General features: G+C 65.6%; 11 protein-coding genes and 1 tRNA gene. 2 read left to right on the top strand and 10 right to left on the bottom strand.

The window, feature by feature from the left end; all coding sequences use genetic code 11:
- The first annotated feature begins 542 nt into the window (after nucleotides 1-542).
- A complete protein-coding gene (locus tag CP958_RS19770) occupies nucleotides 543-1,070 on the top strand; it encodes a hypothetical protein (RefSeq protein ID WP_096703907.1) in 528 nt (175 codons plus the stop codon).
- 314 nt (nucleotides 1,071-1,384) lie between these two features.
- Here CP958_RS19770 and CP958_RS19760 read toward each other — a convergent pair whose 3' ends face one another.
- From CP958_RS19760 to CP958_RS19715, 10 genes are all read right to left on the bottom strand, one after another.
- Complete coding sequence (locus CP958_RS19760; protein WP_096703905.1) at nucleotides 1,385-1,678, bottom strand: nucleotidyltransferase family protein; 294 nt, start codon at nucleotides 1,676-1,678, stop codon at nucleotides 1,385-1,387.
- Nucleotides 1,679-1,700: 22 nt separating this feature from the next.
- The gene (locus tag CP958_RS19755; RefSeq protein WP_096703904.1) at nucleotides 1,701-1,991 is read right to left on the bottom strand and encodes a helix-turn-helix domain-containing protein; all 291 of its coding nucleotides are present in this window, start codon (nucleotides 1,989-1,991) and stop codon (nucleotides 1,701-1,703) included.
- Between the two features lie 6 nt (nucleotides 1,992-1,997).
- Nucleotides 1,998-2,279 (bottom strand): type II toxin-antitoxin system RelE/ParE family toxin, encoded by a 282-nt coding sequence (locus tag CP958_RS19750; protein ID WP_096703903.1) that lies wholly within the window; start codon nucleotides 2,277-2,279, stop codon nucleotides 1,998-2,000.
- Complete coding sequence (locus CP958_RS19745; protein ID WP_197706432.1) at nucleotides 2,276-2,524, bottom strand: ribbon-helix-helix protein, CopG family; 249 nt, start codon at nucleotides 2,522-2,524, stop codon at nucleotides 2,276-2,278. The genes CP958_RS19750 and CP958_RS19745 overlap by 4 nt, the downstream gene beginning before the upstream one ends.
- A gap of 77 nt (nucleotides 2,525-2,601) precedes the next feature.
- Nucleotides 2,602-3,675, bottom strand: a complete 1,074-nt coding sequence (locus CP958_RS19740) for a site-specific integrase (protein WP_096703902.1) — start codon at nucleotides 3,673-3,675, stop codon at nucleotides 2,602-2,604.
- 125 nt (nucleotides 3,676-3,800) lie between these two features.
- A tRNA-Gly gene (locus CP958_RS19735) sits at nucleotides 3,801-3,874 on the bottom strand.
- 125 nt (nucleotides 3,875-3,999) lie between these two features.
- Complete coding sequence (locus CP958_RS27395) at nucleotides 4,000-11,091, bottom strand: cadherin-like domain-containing protein (protein ID WP_096703901.1); 7,092 nt, start codon at nucleotides 11,089-11,091, stop codon at nucleotides 4,000-4,002.
- Nucleotides 11,092-11,115: 24 nt separating this feature from the next.
- Nucleotides 11,116-12,501: an HlyD family type I secretion periplasmic adaptor subunit gene (locus tag CP958_RS19725; RefSeq protein WP_096703900.1), complete on the bottom strand. Its 1,386-nt coding sequence runs from the start codon at nucleotides 12,499-12,501 to the stop codon at nucleotides 11,116-11,118.
- Nucleotide 12,502: 1 nt separating this feature from the next.
- Complete coding sequence (locus CP958_RS19720; RefSeq protein ID WP_096703899.1) at nucleotides 12,503-14,524, bottom strand: ATP-binding cassette domain-containing protein; 2,022 nt, start codon at nucleotides 14,522-14,524, stop codon at nucleotides 12,503-12,505.
- Nucleotides 14,502-15,977, bottom strand: a complete 1,476-nt coding sequence (locus CP958_RS19715) for a TolC family protein (RefSeq protein WP_242443008.1) — start codon at nucleotides 15,975-15,977, stop codon at nucleotides 14,502-14,504. The genes CP958_RS19720 and CP958_RS19715 overlap by 23 nt, the downstream gene beginning before the upstream one ends.
- 337 nt (nucleotides 15,978-16,314) lie before the next feature.
- On the opposite strand from CP958_RS19715, the gene CP958_RS19710 reads away from it, so the two are divergent.
- Nucleotides 16,315-18,084, top strand: coding sequence for a DEAD/DEAH box helicase (locus CP958_RS19710; protein WP_096703897.1), 1,770 nt, complete (start codon nucleotides 16,315-16,317; stop codon nucleotides 18,082-18,084).
- Nucleotides 18,085-18,118: the final 34 nt, after the last annotated feature.

Here is an 18,118-nt window from a genome sequence, read left to right as displayed (position 1 = left end):
CAAGGATCGGCTTGCTGGTTCCTCGCGGTTCTGCTAATTTTAGCTCATCCCAATATCGGGTGGCCGTCAGGTGTCGCTCGATGTGTGTCGGACCAGGACCGCAAGATTACCTGAGAACGGCAGCGGGGCGATGAGTAATCGCCAGAGCCGATAAGAAGGCCCCCTCGCAGGGGCGCACCTCAGGGCACTACGGCCGTCTGGCAGCCGCTATCGCTGCTGCAAAGCCTGGGCGTCGCACACCAAGCTGTGGACTCTGTCTGTGGGATGGGCAGGTCGCAGCAGAGGTGTGCGACCATAATGGCTCCCTCAGATTTCAAAACACGGCGCGAGATCGCCACACTTTACGGCCACATTATTCCCTATTCGCGGCTGAAGAAGCTGGGGATGAAAGACTGCGTCAACGGTCCTCCGGTGATTCGGAAAAGCGGCCGGATTCTTTACCACGTACCGACATTCGAACGCTGGCTTCTGGAAGGCCTGTCACCGACTACTGGTATCTGACCGTATTCTCCGAGGCACTCAAGGATGCTGGACGCACACATTTGCCTGACGTGGTTACGGTCACTCCAGCGGGAGGCGCCCAAAAGGTCCACTATCTTGTTGTACTGCTGGCTTCAAACCAGCTGAAAGTGGTCATCCTGCTCGATGACGAGCGTGCCTCACGCCAAACGGCCGAGGATCTGGTTAAGCAGAAGCTGCTGGCTGACGATCATGTTGTTTTCGCCAGTGAGGGGCTCGCGGCTGAGGCAGAGGCCGACATTGAGGACCTCATCGATCCTGCCGTTTATGAGGCGCTTGTCCTCGAGGCCTACGCTAAGGACCTCAAGGGCAAAACTCTGAAATTAAATGATAAGTTTCCTCGGCGAGTTCAGCGCTATGAAAAAGCCTTCAAGGAACTTGGCATGGAGTTCAACAAGACACGACCGGCCAAACTTCTACTTCGCAAAGCAGCTGAGAAGCCTGCAGATGTGTTTACCGAAGCCTCGCTTCAGGGGTTTGAGAGGTTATTCGCTAGAATCAAAGTATTGTTCAAGGTTATTAGGGAGAAGAATATGGATCCGTTCGCATGACATGAGCGGTCTCTTTTTATGATGCCGCGCACTGATCATCTATATGAATTCTGATCTGACAAGGTGTATTGACGTGAATGACCAAGACTTAAATAGATTGGCGGGGCTTCAGTCGATCGTGAATAGAATTCTTCTGAATGCGATTGATAGAATTCCTTCAACCGATTCCAAGCCGCGTAAGCGAGCTGAGGCGGCCTACTCGGAGCTAAGCAAGGCCATGACTAGCGGCGACATCAAGCAGATTGACAATGCTTGGCGAATGCTCGACGAACTGATCGGGCGGAAACTTTAAATTTCACGATCGCGGCTAGACGTCACAAGAGCATGACTTCCGCGAGAACATGAGCCGCCAGCCTGGGGCGCAGTGCCTCGCGCTCGACCAATTCGACGGAAAGCCCCAAGGCATCGCTGAGTTCGATCTGAAGGCCGGCAAAGGCGATCAAATCCATGCCGTCGCCTAATTCCACCAGCACATCCAAATCGCTGCCTTCACGCTGTTCGCCACGCACATACGAGCCAAACACCCCTATGGAGCGGATGGGATAGCGACAACGTAGGTCGGGCAGAAGCGCTCGAAGCTGGGTCATGATGTCGTCAAGGGTGCGCATGGCGATCTCCGAGCCGAGCTATTTACTCCAGCGTTTCTTCGACGATCCGGGGATTGCGGTCCAGCATCGCCAACAGCACGCGTGCAGGGCCTTTTGGGCTGCAGCGGCCTTGCTCCCAATTGCGCAGGGTTGTCGGCGAAACGCCGATGCGACGCGAGAAGGCGGCCTGGGACAGGCCAGTGCGTCGGCGGATGGCCGACACGTCCACCTGGGCGGGAATGTGAGGCGCCAGGTCTGGAATCATCTCGCCCTTGGCGTGGGCGAGAGCTTCGCTCAAGCCCTGCATGATCCGGTCGGCTGCGTGGTCAGTCATCCCGAGCTACTCCGGTGGATAGGCTTGCGCTCCGTGGAGCAGACGCAAGACCACGATGGTGCTGTCGGTGACGGCGTAAACAGCAATCCAGGGCAATCCCGCCAGGACCAATTCGCGGGTGCCATCGACACGGCCAGGCCGTCCGCGCAGGGGAAAATCGCTCAATCCCTGGATGGTGCGGAAGATATCGCCGCCGATCCGGGCCGCCAGGACGGGATCATCCTTGGCGATATGGTCGCATTGATCCGCCAGATCGGCTTCTGCTTTTCGGGTCCACCGGATGATCACTCAGCCGCTCCAAAGCGGGACTGGAAGCGGGCAACTACCTCCTCGTGGGGGATGGTGCGACCTTCGTGCATATCAGCAAGGCCGTCCTCGACCGCCTCGACGAAGGCCAGTTCGGCATCGAGATAGGCTTTCAGCGCCTTGCCCACGACCCAGGACTTGCTCCGTCCCTGGACGCTTGCCAGACGATTCAGCCGGTCGGACAAATCGGATTCGATGCGGGCGGTGATGGTCACATCTTTCTGCATGGCAGCGGGCCCTATGAGAATACAACCGAATACAATGTAGTTTCTGCGCCGCGCTGAGGCAAGGGTGAAGTGGCCTCCTAACCCAGTCGCCCACCCAACCTATCCGCCCTCAGATGGGTGTATCGCGTCAGCATCTCCGGCCGGAGATGGCCACTGATGGCCATGATCTCATTGTCGCGGAGATCGGTGCGCTCGAACAGGCGGCTGACGGCCTCGTGGCGGAGATCATGCCATCGGAAGTCCGGGAAGGTCTCATCCTTCACCACGTCGCGCCAAGCGTGGCCGAAGGCTCGGGGCGTCTCGACGGGGAACACCGGGCGCTTGCCCAGGACTGTGACATTCTCTGGCAGCAGAGACTTGAACGCGGCGATGGCCTTGGTGGAAAGCGGCACCCGGCGCGGGCGCTCATTCTTGGTGCGCGGCAGATCGCAGTGGGGATATTCGGCATTCAGCTTGACCCGATCCCAGGTCAGGCCAGCGAGCTCGGACTGACGCAAGGCCGATTCCAGGCTGATGATGACGGCCGCCTTCAGCCACGGGCGCGAACTGCTGGCGCAGGCTTCCAGCAGCCTGACCTCCTCGTCCTTGCCGTCCTTGTCGGGGTGAACATCCAGGCGTCGATCACGACCCGGCCCAAGGGAGGGGCGGACCTTCTCGCCAACTGGATTGGCGAGTTCGATTTTCAGGGCCAAGGCGATGTTCACGTAGACCTGCGACAGCGTGTTAAGGCGGTGAACGATGGTTTGGGCGGAGCAGCCCTCTTCATCCATCGTCTGATCTCGCCAGTCGATCAGATCCCAGGGCTTGAGCGAGACCAGGGACCAGGAGGCGAACTCCGAGGTGATCCAGTATTTCAGTTTGGAGAGCTGGTTCTTGGCATGCTGGCTCTTGGCCACGCGCTTGCTCGTCGTCGTATCGATCGGCGCGATGCGATCCATGAACCATTCGCAGGCTTGCGCCACCGTCTTGGAACGAGCCTCCTTGCGGTCCACGTACTCATCGCCGACGACCTTTCCGTCTCTGGTCACCCCCCATTTTTCAGCCGCTTCGCGGGTCTCAAAGGTCTCGGTCAGAGTAACCAACTTGCCGCCCACCTTCCGGCGCACACGGGCTCGAAACTGATGGGGGCCGCGCTGGTCAATGGTCGCCATTTCCGCCTCCGGAATCGCAAGCCGGGCGGACACGTTGGACCACCCTTGGTCCACTAGCGTGGTCCAAATTGGTCCGAAAATTCAAGCTATTTTCGGGATTGCGGGGCTGTAAGCCGCAGAAGCGTTGGAGCGGGTGAAGGGAATCGAACCCTCGTCGTAAGCTTGGGAAGCTTCTGCTCTACCATTGAGCTACACCCGCGCCGAGGCGCAGAAGATAGGGGGTGGGAGGGCAGGACGCAAGCCCGCCGAAGCCCCCTGTCGGCAGAAAGTGCCAGATGCTCTGGCCTCAGGCAAGTCCTCTTGGCGGCCGCGCCTTTCGGCCGGTCAGACCGCCAGGTGGAAGCTGGTGTTGTCCAGCGCGCTGGTGTTGACGTTCTCCAAGGTGCCCACCAAGTGGGAATTGGTGCTGGTCGCGGCGCTCATGTTGCTGGTGTGCCACAGGTCCACGTTGCTGCCGTTCTGAATGGCCACCACGCCGTCGGTGCCACTGCCGAAATTCCGGGCGGTGCCGTCCATGGCCGTCCCTTCGCCGTAATTGACCCCATCGGTCAAGGTCCCGGAACTGCCCAGGCTGAACTCGCGATTGGACAGGGCCAGTTGGTCGGTGCCCACCGTGAAATCGGTGACGGTCTGGGTGGCGGTGGCGTTGGCCGAGGCATGGAGGACGAAGGTATCCGCCCCGGCACCGCCGGTCAGGGTGTTGGCGCCATGGCCACCGTCCAGGTAATCGTTTCCGGCACTGCCGGTAATGGTGTCGGAGAAGTCCGAACCGATCACCCCCGAGATGCCGGTCAGGGTGTCGGTATGGGCTCCGTGGGTCGCGGTGCCGGCCGTCAGGTCGACGGTAACGCCGCTCAACTGGTCGCGGTACGACACGGTGGCCGACGAGCTGTGGCTGCCATCCAGAACGTTGTCGCCATCGCCGCCCATCAGGACGGATGCCCCGGTGCCGGCGGTCAGGGTGTCGTTGTAATCGCCGCCGTGAATCTCGGTGAAGGTGGATTGCAGGTGAACGGTCTCGGCCCCGCCGATCACCGCCGTGGTGCCGGCGAACAGGTCGGCGACCACCGCCCCCGAGGCATGGCCGAAATCGGCGGTATCGTTGCCGGTTCCGCCGTCAAGGGTGGCGTTGCCGCTGTGCCAGACCAGGATATCGTCGCCGGTATTGCCGGTCAGCGACGTATCGGCACCGCTGCCGACCACGATGTAGTCCTGCAGCGCCGTGGTCGCCAGACCCTGCCCGACGATGTGGTGGGTGGAGCCGTCCAGGGGATCGACGACGATGTTGACGGTATCGCCGGTGATCGTCACGGTGCCGCCGCCATCCATGGTCAGCACCAGGTCGGAACCGCTCCACGACATATCGCGCACCAGGGAATCGGCGGAACGCCCGGCGATGTCCAGCGTCAGACTGCTGCCGGTGCCGCCGGTGCCGTCGATGGTCTGATTGGCGACGGGGCTGGCGGTCAGGACGAAGCTGTCGGTACCGCCACCGCCGATCACCGTGCCGGCCACGGCGCCGTCGGTCTTGATGGTGTCGTTATAGGCGGTGCCGACCAGCACCTCGACGTTGGAGACGGTATCGGTGGCGCCCGAATGCACCACGCTGGCCGAGGCTCCGGTAACCGTGGCGGTAATCCCCGCCCCTAGGGTGGCGTAGCTGAGCTGATCGGTACCGGTACCGCCATCGATGACGTTGCCGCCCCCACCGCCGACGATGGTATCGTCGCCCCCTCCGCCGCTGATGGTATCGGCACCGGCCCCGCCCACCAGGGTATCGTTGCCCGAGGTGCCGGTAATATCGAATTGCAGGTCCGAGGCGTTGATGGCATTGGTGCTGCCGATGACGTAGCCGCCATCGGAAATGGCCGTGGTGGTGCCCTGGGTATAGATATAGAAAGCCGCGTCGCCGCTGGAATAGAAGCCGTCACCGATGACGCCGCCGAGGGCCAGCGTCGCCTGCCCGCCGTTATAGCTGCCCACCGAGGCGAAGCTCGACACGTCCACATGCGTCCCGCTCAGCGAGATTTTGATGTGGTCGGTGCCGGTGACGAAGTCGGTGATGATGTCGCGGTTGGCGATCCCGTCCTGGGTCTGAGACGGCGCCGTGTAGACGAACGTGTCGCTGCCCGCCCCGCCGGTCAGCGAATCGCCGCCGGCGCCACCGACGAAGGTATCGTTGCCGGAACCGCCGATCAGGGTATCGTTGCCGCCGCCGCCGGTGATGATGTCGTTGCCGGAACCACCGGTCAGCGTCAGGGCGGCGGTCTTGCCGCTGCCGTTAAGAGTAAGGGCTCCGGTGGCCGCCGCGCCATTCACCACCACCAGGCCGGGGGTATTGCTGTCGCTTCCCAGGTCAACACTCTGGGCGGTGGAGATGGTCGAGGCCAGGGTCAGGGTCTCGACCCCCGTCAACTGTCCCAATTGCGTCGTGCCCAGCGAGGCGGTGTCGCTGATCACCACCTGATCGGAACCGGCGCCGCCATGGACCGACATCCCGGCGTTGAGCGCGCTCATGCTGGTGTTCAGGGTGTCGTCACCATTGCCGAGATCGACCAGATGGACGCCGCTGCCCACCGTCAGCGTGTCGTTGCCGGTGGACGCGGTCAGGGTGAGCGGCGCCAAGCTCGTGCCGTCGGCGTTGAAGTGCCGGCTGTAGACACCGGTGGCGGCGCCGTCCTGCCCGTTGGAATCCCAGGCGACCACGAAGCTGCCGTCCGCCAGGGCGGTCACCACCGGATTTCCCTGGTCGAGGGCGGCGGTGGTGTTGACCAGGAATTCGCTGGTGATGGGGTTGCCCGAAGCGTCGTAGACCCGCCCGAAGATACCCTTGCCCGAGCCGTCGGCGGCGGAATCCTGCCATACGACCACGAAGCCGCCGCTGGCCAGGGTGACCACCTGCGGCAACGACTGGTCGCCGGGCATGGTGGTGTTGATGTGGAACTCGGACCCGACCTTGGCACCGACGCTGTCGAAGCGCTGTCCGGCGATACCGAAGCCGGAATCACCCGCAAGGTTCTCGGAACTCCAGATGGCGACGAAGCCGCTGCCCAGCGCCGCCACCGCCGGAGTGTTCTGCACCCCGTTGGTGGTGGTGGCCAGCACGAACTCGTTGCCCAGGAAATTCCCCGAGGTGTCCATGATGCGGCCATAGACACCCCGGCTGTTGTCCCCATCCTGGTTGTCGGACTGCCAGACCACGATGACGTTGGTGTTGGACATCTGGGCCGAGGCCGAGGAAATCTGGTGCTGGGTAGCAAACTGGTTGATCCGGAACTCGCCCGAGGTGGCAACACCCGAACTGTCGAAGAAACGCCCCGAGACTCCGGAATAATCGGTGTCGTCCACTTTGTAGGTGACCAGGAACCCACCGTTGGACAGCATGGTGATATAGGAATCGTTCTGGTCCATCGCGGTGGTGACGTTGATCTGCAACTCGCCGGAGCCGTTGGCGCCGGTCAGCAGGACATTGTTGCCGGAGGAATCAAAGCGCCGGGCGAAGATGCCGCCATAGTTGCCGTCCTCCCCGGCCCACTGGGTCCACGAGGCCATAAAGCCGCCGTCCGAGGTGGCGGTCAGCGTCACCTCGTTCTCCTCGCCGGCGGTATAGCCGCTCAGGTGAAGCTCGGAACCGCGAACCGAACCGTCGGCATTGTACATCTGGGCATAGACACCCCAGGTGTCGCCGTCCTGGCCGCTGGACTGCCAGGCGATGACATAGCCGCCGTCGGACAGGGTGGTGATCGCCGGATTCTTCTGGTCGCTGGTGGTGTAGGTGTTGGCCTGGACCTCGGAATAGGCGGTGCCGCCCGACACCGTGACGTCGTGGTCGGTAAAGCGCAGGGTCTCGACCCCGCTGATGGTGTCGGTGCCATCGGTGCTGAGTACGGTCAGGGTGCTGCCGCTGGCGCTGATGGTGCTGGCCGCCGTGGTCGCGTTGACGACCGCCACATCGGTGCCCGCCCCGCCGGTCAGGACGTCGTTGCCCGACCCGCCCACCAGGGTGTCGTTGCCCCCGTTGCCGTAGATTGTGTCGTTGCCCTGGTCGCCCCACAGGTATTCGCCGGCCGTTCCGCCATTGATGACGTCATTGCCCTGGCTGCCCTGGACGGTGACGTTCTGAGTGCTGGTGACGTTGATGGTGAAGCCGTCGTTCTGGTCGTCGAACTTGAACCACTGACCGGCCACCGTGGCGTTGGTGATGTTGATGGTCTGGATGTTGACGATCTGGCCGTTGTTGCCATAGGTGTCGTCGAAGTTGATGCCGTCGACGGACAGCACGTTGGTTCCCGTACCGCCGTCGATCAGGGCGTCGTTGCTGGCCCCGTGGATGACGTCGTTGCCCGAACCGCCAAGCAGCGACAGGTTGCCGCTGGCCGCCAGGCCGTCGATGGTGATGCCGCCGGTGGTGAGGGAGGCGTCGACCCTGGTGATGCCGGTGGTGTTGCTGTTGGTGCCGAGCGTCACGCCCTGGGTGCCGGCGGCCACGTCGAACACCAGGGTATTGGCGCCGGTGAACCCTGCGAAATCGGTATCGGCCAGGGTGGTGGCCACCGTGGAGTGCAGCACTGTGCCGCTTTGGGTGAGTCCGGCACCCACGGTCAGGGTGGCGGTATCGCCGACGGTGGCGCCGTTCACGTCGGTGACGGTGTAGCTGAGGGTATCGGCGCCGGTATAAGCGCCGATGGGCGTGTATGTGACCGTGCCATTGCCGTTGTCCACCACCGTGCCGTGCAGGGCGGTGATCGTCCCGGTCAGGGTCAGCGAGGCGGTCTCGCCGCTATCGGGATCGGTGGCGTTACCCACCAGGGTGGAGATGGAAATGGTCAGCGCGGTGTTGGCCGCCGTCAAGCCGGCCGACGCCGAGCCGCTGGCCGTCGGGGTGTCGTTGGTACCGGTGATGTCGACCGCCACCGTGGTGCTGGCCGTGCCGCCATGGCCGTCGGATACCACCACGGTGGCGGTGTCGGCAATGGTCTGCCCGAGCCCCAGAGCGGCGGCCGAGGCATCCGGCGTGAAGGTATAGTGCCCGTTGGTGGTATCGAGGGTGATGGTACCGTGGGTGGTCGCCTTGATATCGTGGGTGGCGTCCAGCACCGACCCACCCTGGAGGTGATAGGCCAGGGTGTCGCCGTCCACATCGCTGGCGGTAATGGTGCCGGCGGTCAGGCCGGCATGGTCGCTGGCCGTGGCATTGACGCCCGCCGAAATGGTCGGCGCGCTGTTGGCTCCGGCGCCCACGGTCAGGGTGGCGGTATCGCCGACGGTGGCGCCGTTCACGTCGGTGACGGTGTAGCTGAGGGTATCGGCGCCGGTATAACCGCCGATGGGCGTGTATGTAACTGTGCCGTCGCCGTTGTTCACCACCGTACCGTGCAGGGCGGTAATCGCCCCGGTCAGGGTCAGCGAGGCGGTCTCGCCGCTGTCGGGATCGGTGACGTTGCCCACCAGGGTCGAGATGGAAATGGTCAGCGCGGTGTTGGCCGTCGTCGAGCCGGCCGCCGCCGAGCCGCTCGCCGCCGGGGTGTCGTTGGTGCCGGTGATGCCGACCGCCACCGTGGTGTTGGCCGTGCCGCCATGGCCGTCGGATACCACCACGGTGGCGGTGTCGGCAATGGTCTGCCCCAGCCCCAGAGCGGCGGCCGAGGCATCCGGCGTGAAGGTATAGTGCCCGTTGGTGGTGTCGAGGGTGATGGTGCCGTGGGTGGTCGCCTTGATATCGTGGGTGGCGTCCAGAACCGACCCGCCCTGCAGGTGATAGGCCAGGGTGTCGCCGTCCACGTCGCCGGCGGTGATGGTTCCGGCGGTCAGGCCGGCATGGTCGCTGGCCGTGGCATTGACGCCCGCCGAAATGGTCGGCGCGCTGTTGGCTCCGGCGCCCACGGTCAGGGTGGCGGTATCGCCGACGGTGGCGCCGTTCACGTCGATGACGGTGTAGCTGAGGGTGTCGGCACCGGTATAACCGCCGGTGGGCGTATAGGTGACGGTGCCATTGCCGTTGTCCACCACCGTGCCATGCAGGGCGGTGATCGTCCCGGTCAGGGTCAGCGAGGCGGTCTCGCCGCTGTCGGGATCGGTGACGTTGCCCACCAGGGTCGAGATGGAAATGGTCAGCGCGGTATTGGTCGTCGTCGAGCCGGCCGATGCCGAGCCGCTGGCCGTCGGGGTGTCGTTGGTACCGGTGATGTCGACGGTGGCGGTAGCGGTGATCGAGCCGTGGCCGTCACTCACCACCACGGCGGCGGTGTCGGTGGCGGTCTGCCCGGTGGCCATGCCCGCCGCCGCCGTATTGGGGGTAAAGGTGTAGGTACCGTCGGCGGTATTGAGGGTGATGGTACCGTGGGTGGTCACCTTGGCGTCGTGGGCGGCGTCCAGCGCCGACCCGCCCTGCAGGTGATAGCTCAGCTTATCGCCGTCACTGTCGCGGGCGGTGATGGTGCCGCTGGTCAGACCGTTGTGATCGTCGGCGGTGGCATGGGTCGTGGATGTGACAGTTGGGTCGTGGTTCTGTGGCGGCACCGGGTCCGGCTTGGGATCGGGCTTGGGATCGGGTTTGGGATCCGGCTTCGGCTCAGGTTTCGGTTCCGGCTTGGGATCCGGAATGGGCTGCGGCAGCGAGACCGGCGGTGGATGGTCTCCTCCTCCACCGGTGCCGGGATCGGTCGGAGCCCCGGTGTTGCCGGCCGGGCCGTTGCCGCTTCCGGTCGATCCGCTGCCGAGATTGGGCGACGTGGCGGGCGGCGCCACCGGGGCAGGAGCGAAATTCGCCACGGCTGCCGCCGCATTGGCCGATACCGACCACGAACTTCCCGAACTGGCGTTGAGGATACCCGAGCCGGCGGAATTGAGGGTGAAGGTCTGGCCGCCGCCGCCGAGCGCGCTGACCGCCACCTCGCCGACGAAGTTGGAACCGGGATCGGGCAGCAGCGCCACCGAGGTATTGCCGTCGGCGCCCACGGCTCCGGCCACCGTGGTACCGCGAATACCCATGCTCATCACCGGGGTGGCGATGTGGGCGGCGTCGGGCTGGGTCTTGGCGATATCGCCCGACACGAAGCTGAAGCCGCCCTGGGCCACCAGGAGGGTTTGCTTGCCGCTCTTGGTGGCCGGGTTGTAGGAGAACTCGTCCAGGCCCACCAGGCCCTTGTCCTTCAGCACGAAGGTGGTGCGGTCGGCGAACACCAGGGAAATCTGGCTGCCTTGCGAGGTTTCCACCGAATCGCCCTGGGCCAGAATCGCGCCGACCCTGGCGGGGACCTTCTGGCTGTCGTGGATGATCCAGGCATCACCCTGGAGCTTATCCACCTTGCCGATCGGCACCGCGCCGGCCGAGGGGGGCTCGGCGGCTTCCTTGGTGTCGGCGACCGGCGTGGCGAGGTTCTTCGCCGCCGGAACCTGCGATGGATCAATGTGCATGGCACCAATCCCTCTGGCCGGTCATCACGGCGCCTCGCCCTTCGTTCTGGGGGCATCGGCCCGCACCGGCCAATTCAGCTTGAACGAATTCAATGAAAAAATCATGTCGTTGCGCAGCAGCGGGTCCAAAACCATACGTAAGATGGATTTTCCGCCGATGACGATGGAGGCGGTTCCCGCCATGCCCGAGCGCACCGGCCAGGCCACGCCCTTGCCGTCCAGCAGTTCGGCCCGATCGGCGTGAATCTGCACCTTGTAATAGGTGATGGTGGTCGGACCCTTGGTTTCCTCGAAGGAATCGGCACCGACCATTACCACCCGGCCCGGCAGGGAGCCGAAGCGGAACTGGTCGTAGGCCGACAGGCGCACCGAGGCGTTGAGGCCGGGGCGCAGATGGCCGATGTCCTGGGGCGGCACCTTGGCCTCGACCACCAGGGCGTCGTCGACGGGAACGATATCCATCAAGGTATCGCCGGGCCGGGCCACCTGCCCGACGCTGGCAATGGCGCTCATCTTGACGATGCCACGCACCGGCGAACGGATCTCGCTGCGCGATTCCCGGTCGTTGGCCACCTCCATGGTGGCCTTCAGCGCCGCCAGTTCGGCTTCCACCTTGCCGATCTCGTCCAGCACCCCGGCCCGCCAGCCCTTCTCGAACTCGGAGAGGCGGGCCTCGGCCTCGCTCATCTGGGCCTTGAGCCGCGAGATGGAGTCCCGCGTCGTCGACACATCGGTGTCGAGCATCAGCTGCTCGCGCTCCAGCTTGACGATCTCCTGGTTGCCCACCACCCCGGAATCATAGGCCTTCTTCTTGATGCGCATCTCCTCGACGCCCTTGGCCTGGGCGCGGGTAAGGCCGGTGAATTTGGTCTCGCTTTCCACCACCTCGCGGCGGCGGCGCTCGATCTCGCGCGTGATCACCGTGGCCTGCTGGGCGCGGTGGCCCAGGCGCTCGGCATGAATGGCGGTTTCGCGTTTCCGCGTCTCGGCATCGATCTCCACGTCGCGCGGCCATTTGATGTCGACGATCCCGTCCAGGTCGGCGCGCAGCCGCGCGGCGCGGGCCTGATAGGCGGACCAATGGGCCCGCTTGTCGGCCAGATCGCCGGCGCCCTGGCTGTTGATCAGACGGACCAGCACATCGCCCTCGGCCACCAGGGTGCCTTCGTGGACCATCACTTCCGAGATGGTGCCGCCCTCGAAATGTTGCACATGGCGCACCTGGCTCGAGGGCTCGACGCGGGCCGGGGCGGTCACCACCTCCTCGATCTCCAGCACCGCCGAGGCGCCGACCAGCGTGGCGAAGGCCAGGGCCGACCACACCAGCAGCCACGAGGCCGACGGCGGCGTCAGCCTGGGCGCGATGCCGTGGATGGGCGAGCGGAACGAATCCATGGGATCGGAGGCCATCTCAGGCTCCTCCCTGGGCCGGAGCGGGGGCGCGGCGCGTCACCTCCAGCAGCTTCCCGCGGTCCAGCCTCGCCACCTTGGAGGCCAGGGCCACCACCGCCGGGCGATGGGAGATGACCACCAGGGAGCGGTTGCCCACCGCCTGATGGATGCCGGCGATGGCCCGCTTCTCGGACACCTCGTCCAGGAAGGCGGTGGGCTCGTCCAGGATGGTCACCGCAGCGTTGCGCAGCAGGGTACGGGCCAGGGCGACGATCTGGCGCTGGCCGCCCGACAGGTTGCGGCCGCCCTCCACCACCTGGAAGTCCAGCCCCATGCCCATGGGCATGATGCCGCCCGCCCCCAGGGTGTTCATCATGGCGACCATCTGCTCGTCCGAGACCAGACCGTCGAAGCACAGGTTGTTGCGCAGCGTGCCGGAATAGAGCGGCGGCGTCTGCGGACACACCGCCGTGTGACGGCGCAGGTCGGCGGGGTCGATCAGGGCGATGTCGACACCGTCCAGCAGCACGCGGCCCGAGACGGGACGGATGATGCCCGACAGCACCTTTTCCAAGGTGGTCTTGCCCGAGCCCGACGGCCCGATCACCGCCATCCGGCCACCGGCCTCCAATTCCAGCGAGATGCCGTCCAGCGCCGGATTGAAGGCGCCGGGATAGCCGGCGGTGACCGCCTCGATGATCAGGCCGCCGCGCGACACCGGCCGGTGGATGAGCGACGAGCCGGCCGGCCGCTCGGTAGGCCGCCCGGTGACGGTGCGCAGCGCCTCCAGCGAGGCGATGGCCGACAGGGTCTGGGGCACCACCGACACCATCTGCATGGCGGCACCGGTGAAGCGGGTGGCGAGCATGGTGGCGGCCAGGATCACGCCGGCGCTCATGCCGCCCTCGACGGCCCGCCAGGCTCCCAGCCCGACGGCCAGCAGCAGCGCCATGTTCTGGGCCAGCATGGAGATGTTGCCGCGCGCCGCCGACAGGGTGCGGATGGCCCGCGCCGTGGCGGCGTAAAGGGCGGTCCCGTGGCGGAAACGGGCCTGGAGATAGGCGCTGGCGCCGACGCGCCGCACCGTCTCGGGGTCCGAGAAGGATTCCTGCGCCGCCTGGGCCCGGTGGGTGGCGGCGCCCGACAGTTCCTTGTAGAGCAGCTTCTGGCGGTGGATGGCCAGCAGGGTGCCCAGCGACACCAGCAGGTTCAGTCCCAGCACGGCCAGGGCGATCACCGGGTCGCACAGGAACAGCCCGAACAGGAACAGCAGCATGAACGGCAGATCGGCCAGCAGCGACACCGCCGCCGCCCCCAATCCGTCGCGGATGGCGTCGAAATCCTGCAGCAGCCGCATCAGATGGCCGCTGGGCGCCGAAGCCCCGTCGAAGCGGGTCTCCAGGATGCGGCGATGCATGTCCATGGCGAGGCGGATATTGCCCTCGTGCAGCGCATCCTCGACGAACAGGGCGCGCAACCGCCGGAACACCTGCTCGAACAGCGAGGCGCCCAGGAACATCAGCACCATCACCGCCAGTGAATCGAGCAGGCCGTGGGGCAGCACCCGGTCGTAGACCTGGGCCGAGAAGATGGGAGCGGCCAGCGCCAGCATGTTGGCCAGCATGCCGGCCAGCCCGGCCCGCACCACCATGGGTTTCCAGGACGCCAGCAGGGCGGGCCACGAGGTGGGCACAGCCGACGCCTCGCGGTCCAGGCGCGGCCGGATGAACAGCATGCGGGACGGCTGGCCCTCGGCGGGGGCCATCACCAGGGCGCGGGGCTCGCCCGGTCCGAGAACCACGCAGGGAAACAGATCGGCGGCCAGCTTGGCGGGATTGACGCTGTCCTCCACATGGGCGGCGAAGCCGTAGCGGGCCAGGGCGGTGATCCACGGCGCCTCGGCGGCGTCGGCGGTCGCCATGCCGTAGGAATCCTTGAGCGCCGTCGCCGCCACCGCGTGGCCCATGGCGCGCAGACAGGCGGAAACGGCCCGGGCCTTGTCGTCCAGCCCTTCCAGCTCAACCGGTCGGAGGGGCAGCATCGGCCGTGGCCTCCGGCGGCGGAGTATCGGTGAAGGTCTCGGACGGCGGCACGTGATCGATGCCCTGGGCCGCCTTGAGGCGGGCCTTGGCGCCCTGCAGATCGGAATAAAGGATGAAGCGGCGCAGCGTGGACAGCATGCCCGAGGCCTCGGCCTTGATGGCCTCCATGGCGCTGCCGCTGCCGGCCTGCTTGGACTTGGCGGCCAGACCGGAGATACGCCGGTCGATGGCGGCCATCTGCTCGGTCAGGCGGTATTCCTTGAGCGCGTGACGATACTGGATGTCGGCCACATGCACCTGGGTCAGCACCGCCATGCCCATGGCAAGGCGGCGGGCCCGCGTCGTCTCGGCGACGGTCTGGGCGTTGCCGATGCGCCTGGGGGCATTCAGGATGTCGATCAGGTTCCAGGCCATGTGGGTACCGGCGTCGGCCCAGGCGTTGTACTTGACGAAGGAATTGGAATCGTAATGGCCGCCCATGAACGGGCCGATGCCCGGCAGGGTCTTCAGCAGTTCGGTGCGGATGTCGTTGCGGTCGATGCGAAACTGCACCTCCTCGCTTTTCAGCTCCGGGCGGTTGGCGAGAGCGGTGGCCTCCATGGCCTCGACGCCCTGTTCCGGGTCCTCCACCGACAGGAAGGAATCGTCCTTCAGCTCGGCCAGTTCGAAGGAGTTGGCCGACGGCACTCCCATATAGCCGGCCAGATCGGCCTTGGCGGTCGAGGTCTGGCGCTGCAATTCGGCGATCTGGCGCATGGTGTCGACGATGGCGCGCTGGTGCCCCAGCATCTGCATGGGATCGCCCACCTTGGTGCGCTCGGCGATCTCGGCATCCTCCACCGACTTGACCAGCCGTTCCTCCAACGAGGCGTATTTGCGGTTGGCGAATTCGTTGATCACCGCCTTCCAATAGGCGGCCTGAACGTCCTGAAGCAGCAGGTGCTGGGCACGGCGGCGCTTTTCCGCCGCCAGGACCATCTTGTCCTCTTCCTGGTCGGCGCGCACCATGGCGATGCCGAAATCCACCAGGTTCCACGAGGCGGTAAGATCGCCGGTGCGGCTGACCCTGTCCTCGGCGGTGCTGTAATCATTGCTGATGGTGCCGGTGCCGATATCCTTGGAGGTGGTCAGCTTCTTCGGATTGCGCTTGGACCAGTTTCCCTTGGCCGCCAGTTCGGGCAGCATGGCGAACAGCGACAGGTCGGCCTTGCCGGCGGCCAGCACCTCTTCGAGCACCTTGACGCGGGCATCGAGGTTGTGGGCGACGGCCAGGGCCATGGCGTCCTCCACCGTCAGCGGCCGCTTCAGCACCTCCTGCGGCAGGGCTTCGGCGTGACGGGTGATATCCTGGCGGATCTCGGCCAAATCCTCGGGCATGACCGAACACGCCGACAGCAACGCCGCCGCGCTGACTCCCAGGACCGCGCTTCGAAATCCCGTCCGAGCGGACAACCCTCCCCCCTCATGCAAATCACACTGGGCTAACGGTGTACTATCACGGACAGAGTCTGAAGTTTTGGTGAAGGTCGGCCTGCTACGCCATTGTTATATCAAAGCAACTACTAATAGCGAATACTCTCCGCTTCCGGCCATACCGGTCGGGTTCCTGAGCCCCTTCCCTCGCTGGCGCACGGCTGGGCTGTCCGGCGAACAGATCGATATTCTTGGCGACGGAGATGGGAAACGTGATATCTCACCGCGTCGCTTCCCGCGCGTTGGCGGAAAGCCTGGGACAGCCCCCATCCAGGCCGGGCATCCCCCTACTTATGAAGAAAGCACCCACCTCTCCATGGAATTCTTTCCCGCGGGCCATCCGCTGCTCCGAGCCCTGACCGAGCGCGACTACACCGATCCCACCGCCGTTCAGGAGGCCGTCCTCGAGCCGGGCGCCATGGATCGCGATCTGCTGGTCTCGGCGCAGACCGGTTCCGGCAAGACCGTCGCCTATGGCCTGGCCATCGCCAACACGCTCTTGGGCGACGCCTTCATGCTGGAGCCGGCGGCCGAGCCGCTGGCCCTGATCGTCGCCCCCACCCGTGAGCTGGCGCTGCAGGTCCACCGCGAGCTGACCTGGCTGTACGAGCATGCCGGCGCCCGCGTGGTGTCCTGTGTCGGCGGCATGGACCCCCGGACCGAACAGCGCATGCTGGGCCAGGGCGCCCATATCGTGGTGGGAACGCCCGGACGCCTGCGCGACCACCTCGAGCGCGGCGGCCTGCGCATCAACCGCCTCAAGGCGGTGGTGCTGGACGAGGCCGACGAGATGCTCGATCTCGGCTTCCGCGAGGACCTGGAATTCATCCTGGAGGCCACGCCCCAGGAGCGCCGCACCCTGCTGTTCTCCGCCACCCTGCCCCACGGCATCGTCACCATGGCCAAGCGCTATCAGCGCAACGCCTGGCGCATCGCCGTCTCGGCCGGGCAGCAGGGCCATGCCGACATCGAGTACCGCGCCGTGCGGGTGGCCCCCAACGAGATCGAGCACGCGGTGGTCAACCTGCTGCGCTATTTCGAATCGCCCACCGCCATGGTGTTCTGCAACACGCGCGATTCGGTGCGCCATCTCCAGGCCATCCTGCTGGAGCGCGGTTTCGCCGCCGTGGCCCTGTCGGGCGAACTGGGCCAGAACGAGCGCAACAACGCGCTGCAAGCCCTCAGGGATGGCCGCGCCCGTGTCTGCGTCGCCACCGACGTGGCGGCGCGCGGCATCGACCTGCCCAATCTCGGGCTGGTGATCCATGCCGAACTGCCCCAGAACGCCCAGACCCTGCAACACCGATCGGGCCGCACCGGCCGCGCCGGCAAGAAGGGGGTCAGCGTCCTCCTCGTCCTGCTGTCGCGGCGCCGCAAGGCGGACATGCTGCTGCAGACCGCCGGCGTCCAGGCCATCTGGAGCGGCGCCCCCTCGGTCGAGGATATCCGCAAGCTGGATCAGGAGCGCCTGCTGACCAGCCCGCTGCTGGCCGAGGAAAACACCGAGGACGATCTGGCCATGGCCAAGGCGCTGCTGGCCGAGCGCTCGCCCGAGGACATCGCCGCCGCCCTGGTGCGCATGTACCGCTCGCACCTGCCGGCCGCCGAGGAAGTGTTCGATCCCGGCCCCGGCTCGCCATCGCGCGAGCCCCGGGAGCATCGCGAACGCGAACCCCGCCCGCCGCGCGAAGGCAAGGGCCCCGGCCTGCCCGGCGGCTCCGTGTGGTTCCGCATGAATATCGGCCGGCAAAAGAATGCCGACCCGCGCTGGCTGATCCCCATGATCTGCCGCCAGGGCAAGGTCACCAAGGCCGAGATCGGCGCCATCCGCATCTTCGAGCGCGAGACCCGCTTCGAGATCGACGCCGCCCACGCCGACCGCTTCGCCATCGCGCTGCGCCAGATCGAAAAGGCCGAGGTGCGCATCGAGCGTCTGGCCGAGCATGCCGCCGAACCCGCCACCGGTGCCGGTGCCCGCGCCGACGACCGCCCCAGGCCCCCCGCCGGAGTCAAGCCGATCGGACCGAAGACGCCCTGGAAGGGCAAGAAGGACGGCCACCGCAAGGGTAAGCCCGAGCGGGCCTAAGGAACGGAGAGCACTCCTATGGGCAAGGAGTGCT

The sequence above is a fragment of the Magnetospirillum sp. 15-1 genome (genome assembly GCF_900184795.1).
Taxonomy (GTDB): domain Bacteria; phylum Pseudomonadota; class Alphaproteobacteria; order Rhodospirillales; family Magnetospirillaceae; genus Phaeospirillum.
Note: the sequence above shows the minus strand (reverse complement) of the source record. Positions and strands in the feature narration are given on the sequence as shown.

Excerpts from the sequence above, each read along its gene's own strand:
- CP958_RS19710 (WP_096703897.1), top strand. The coding sequence starts at position 16,315 with ATGGAATTCTTTCCCGCGGGCCATCCGCTGCTCCGAGCCCTGACCGAG.
- CP958_RS27395 (WP_096703901.1), bottom strand. The coding sequence starts at position 11,091 with ATGCACATTGATCCATCGCAGGTTCCGGCGGCGAAGAACCTCGCCACG.
- CP958_RS19760 (WP_096703905.1), bottom strand. The coding sequence starts at position 1,678 with ATGCGCACCCTTGACGACATCATGACCCAGCTTCGAGCGCTTCTGCCC.
- CP958_RS19725 (WP_096703900.1), bottom strand. The coding sequence starts at position 12,501 with ATGGCCTCCGATCCCATGGATTCGTTCCGCTCGCCCATCCACGGCATC.
- CP958_RS19740 (WP_096703902.1), bottom strand. The coding sequence starts at position 3,675 with ATGGCGACCATTGACCAGCGCGGCCCCCATCAGTTTCGAGCCCGTGTG.
- CP958_RS19720 (WP_096703899.1), bottom strand. The coding sequence starts at position 14,524 with ATGCTGCCCCTCCGACCGGTTGAGCTGGAAGGGCTGGACGACAAGGCC.
- CP958_RS19755 (WP_096703904.1), bottom strand. The coding sequence starts at position 1,991 with ATGACTGACCACGCAGCCGACCGGATCATGCAGGGCTTGAGCGAAGCT.
- CP958_RS19745 (WP_197706432.1), bottom strand. The coding sequence starts at position 2,524 with ATGCAGAAAGATGTGACCATCACCGCCCGCATCGAATCCGATTTGTCC.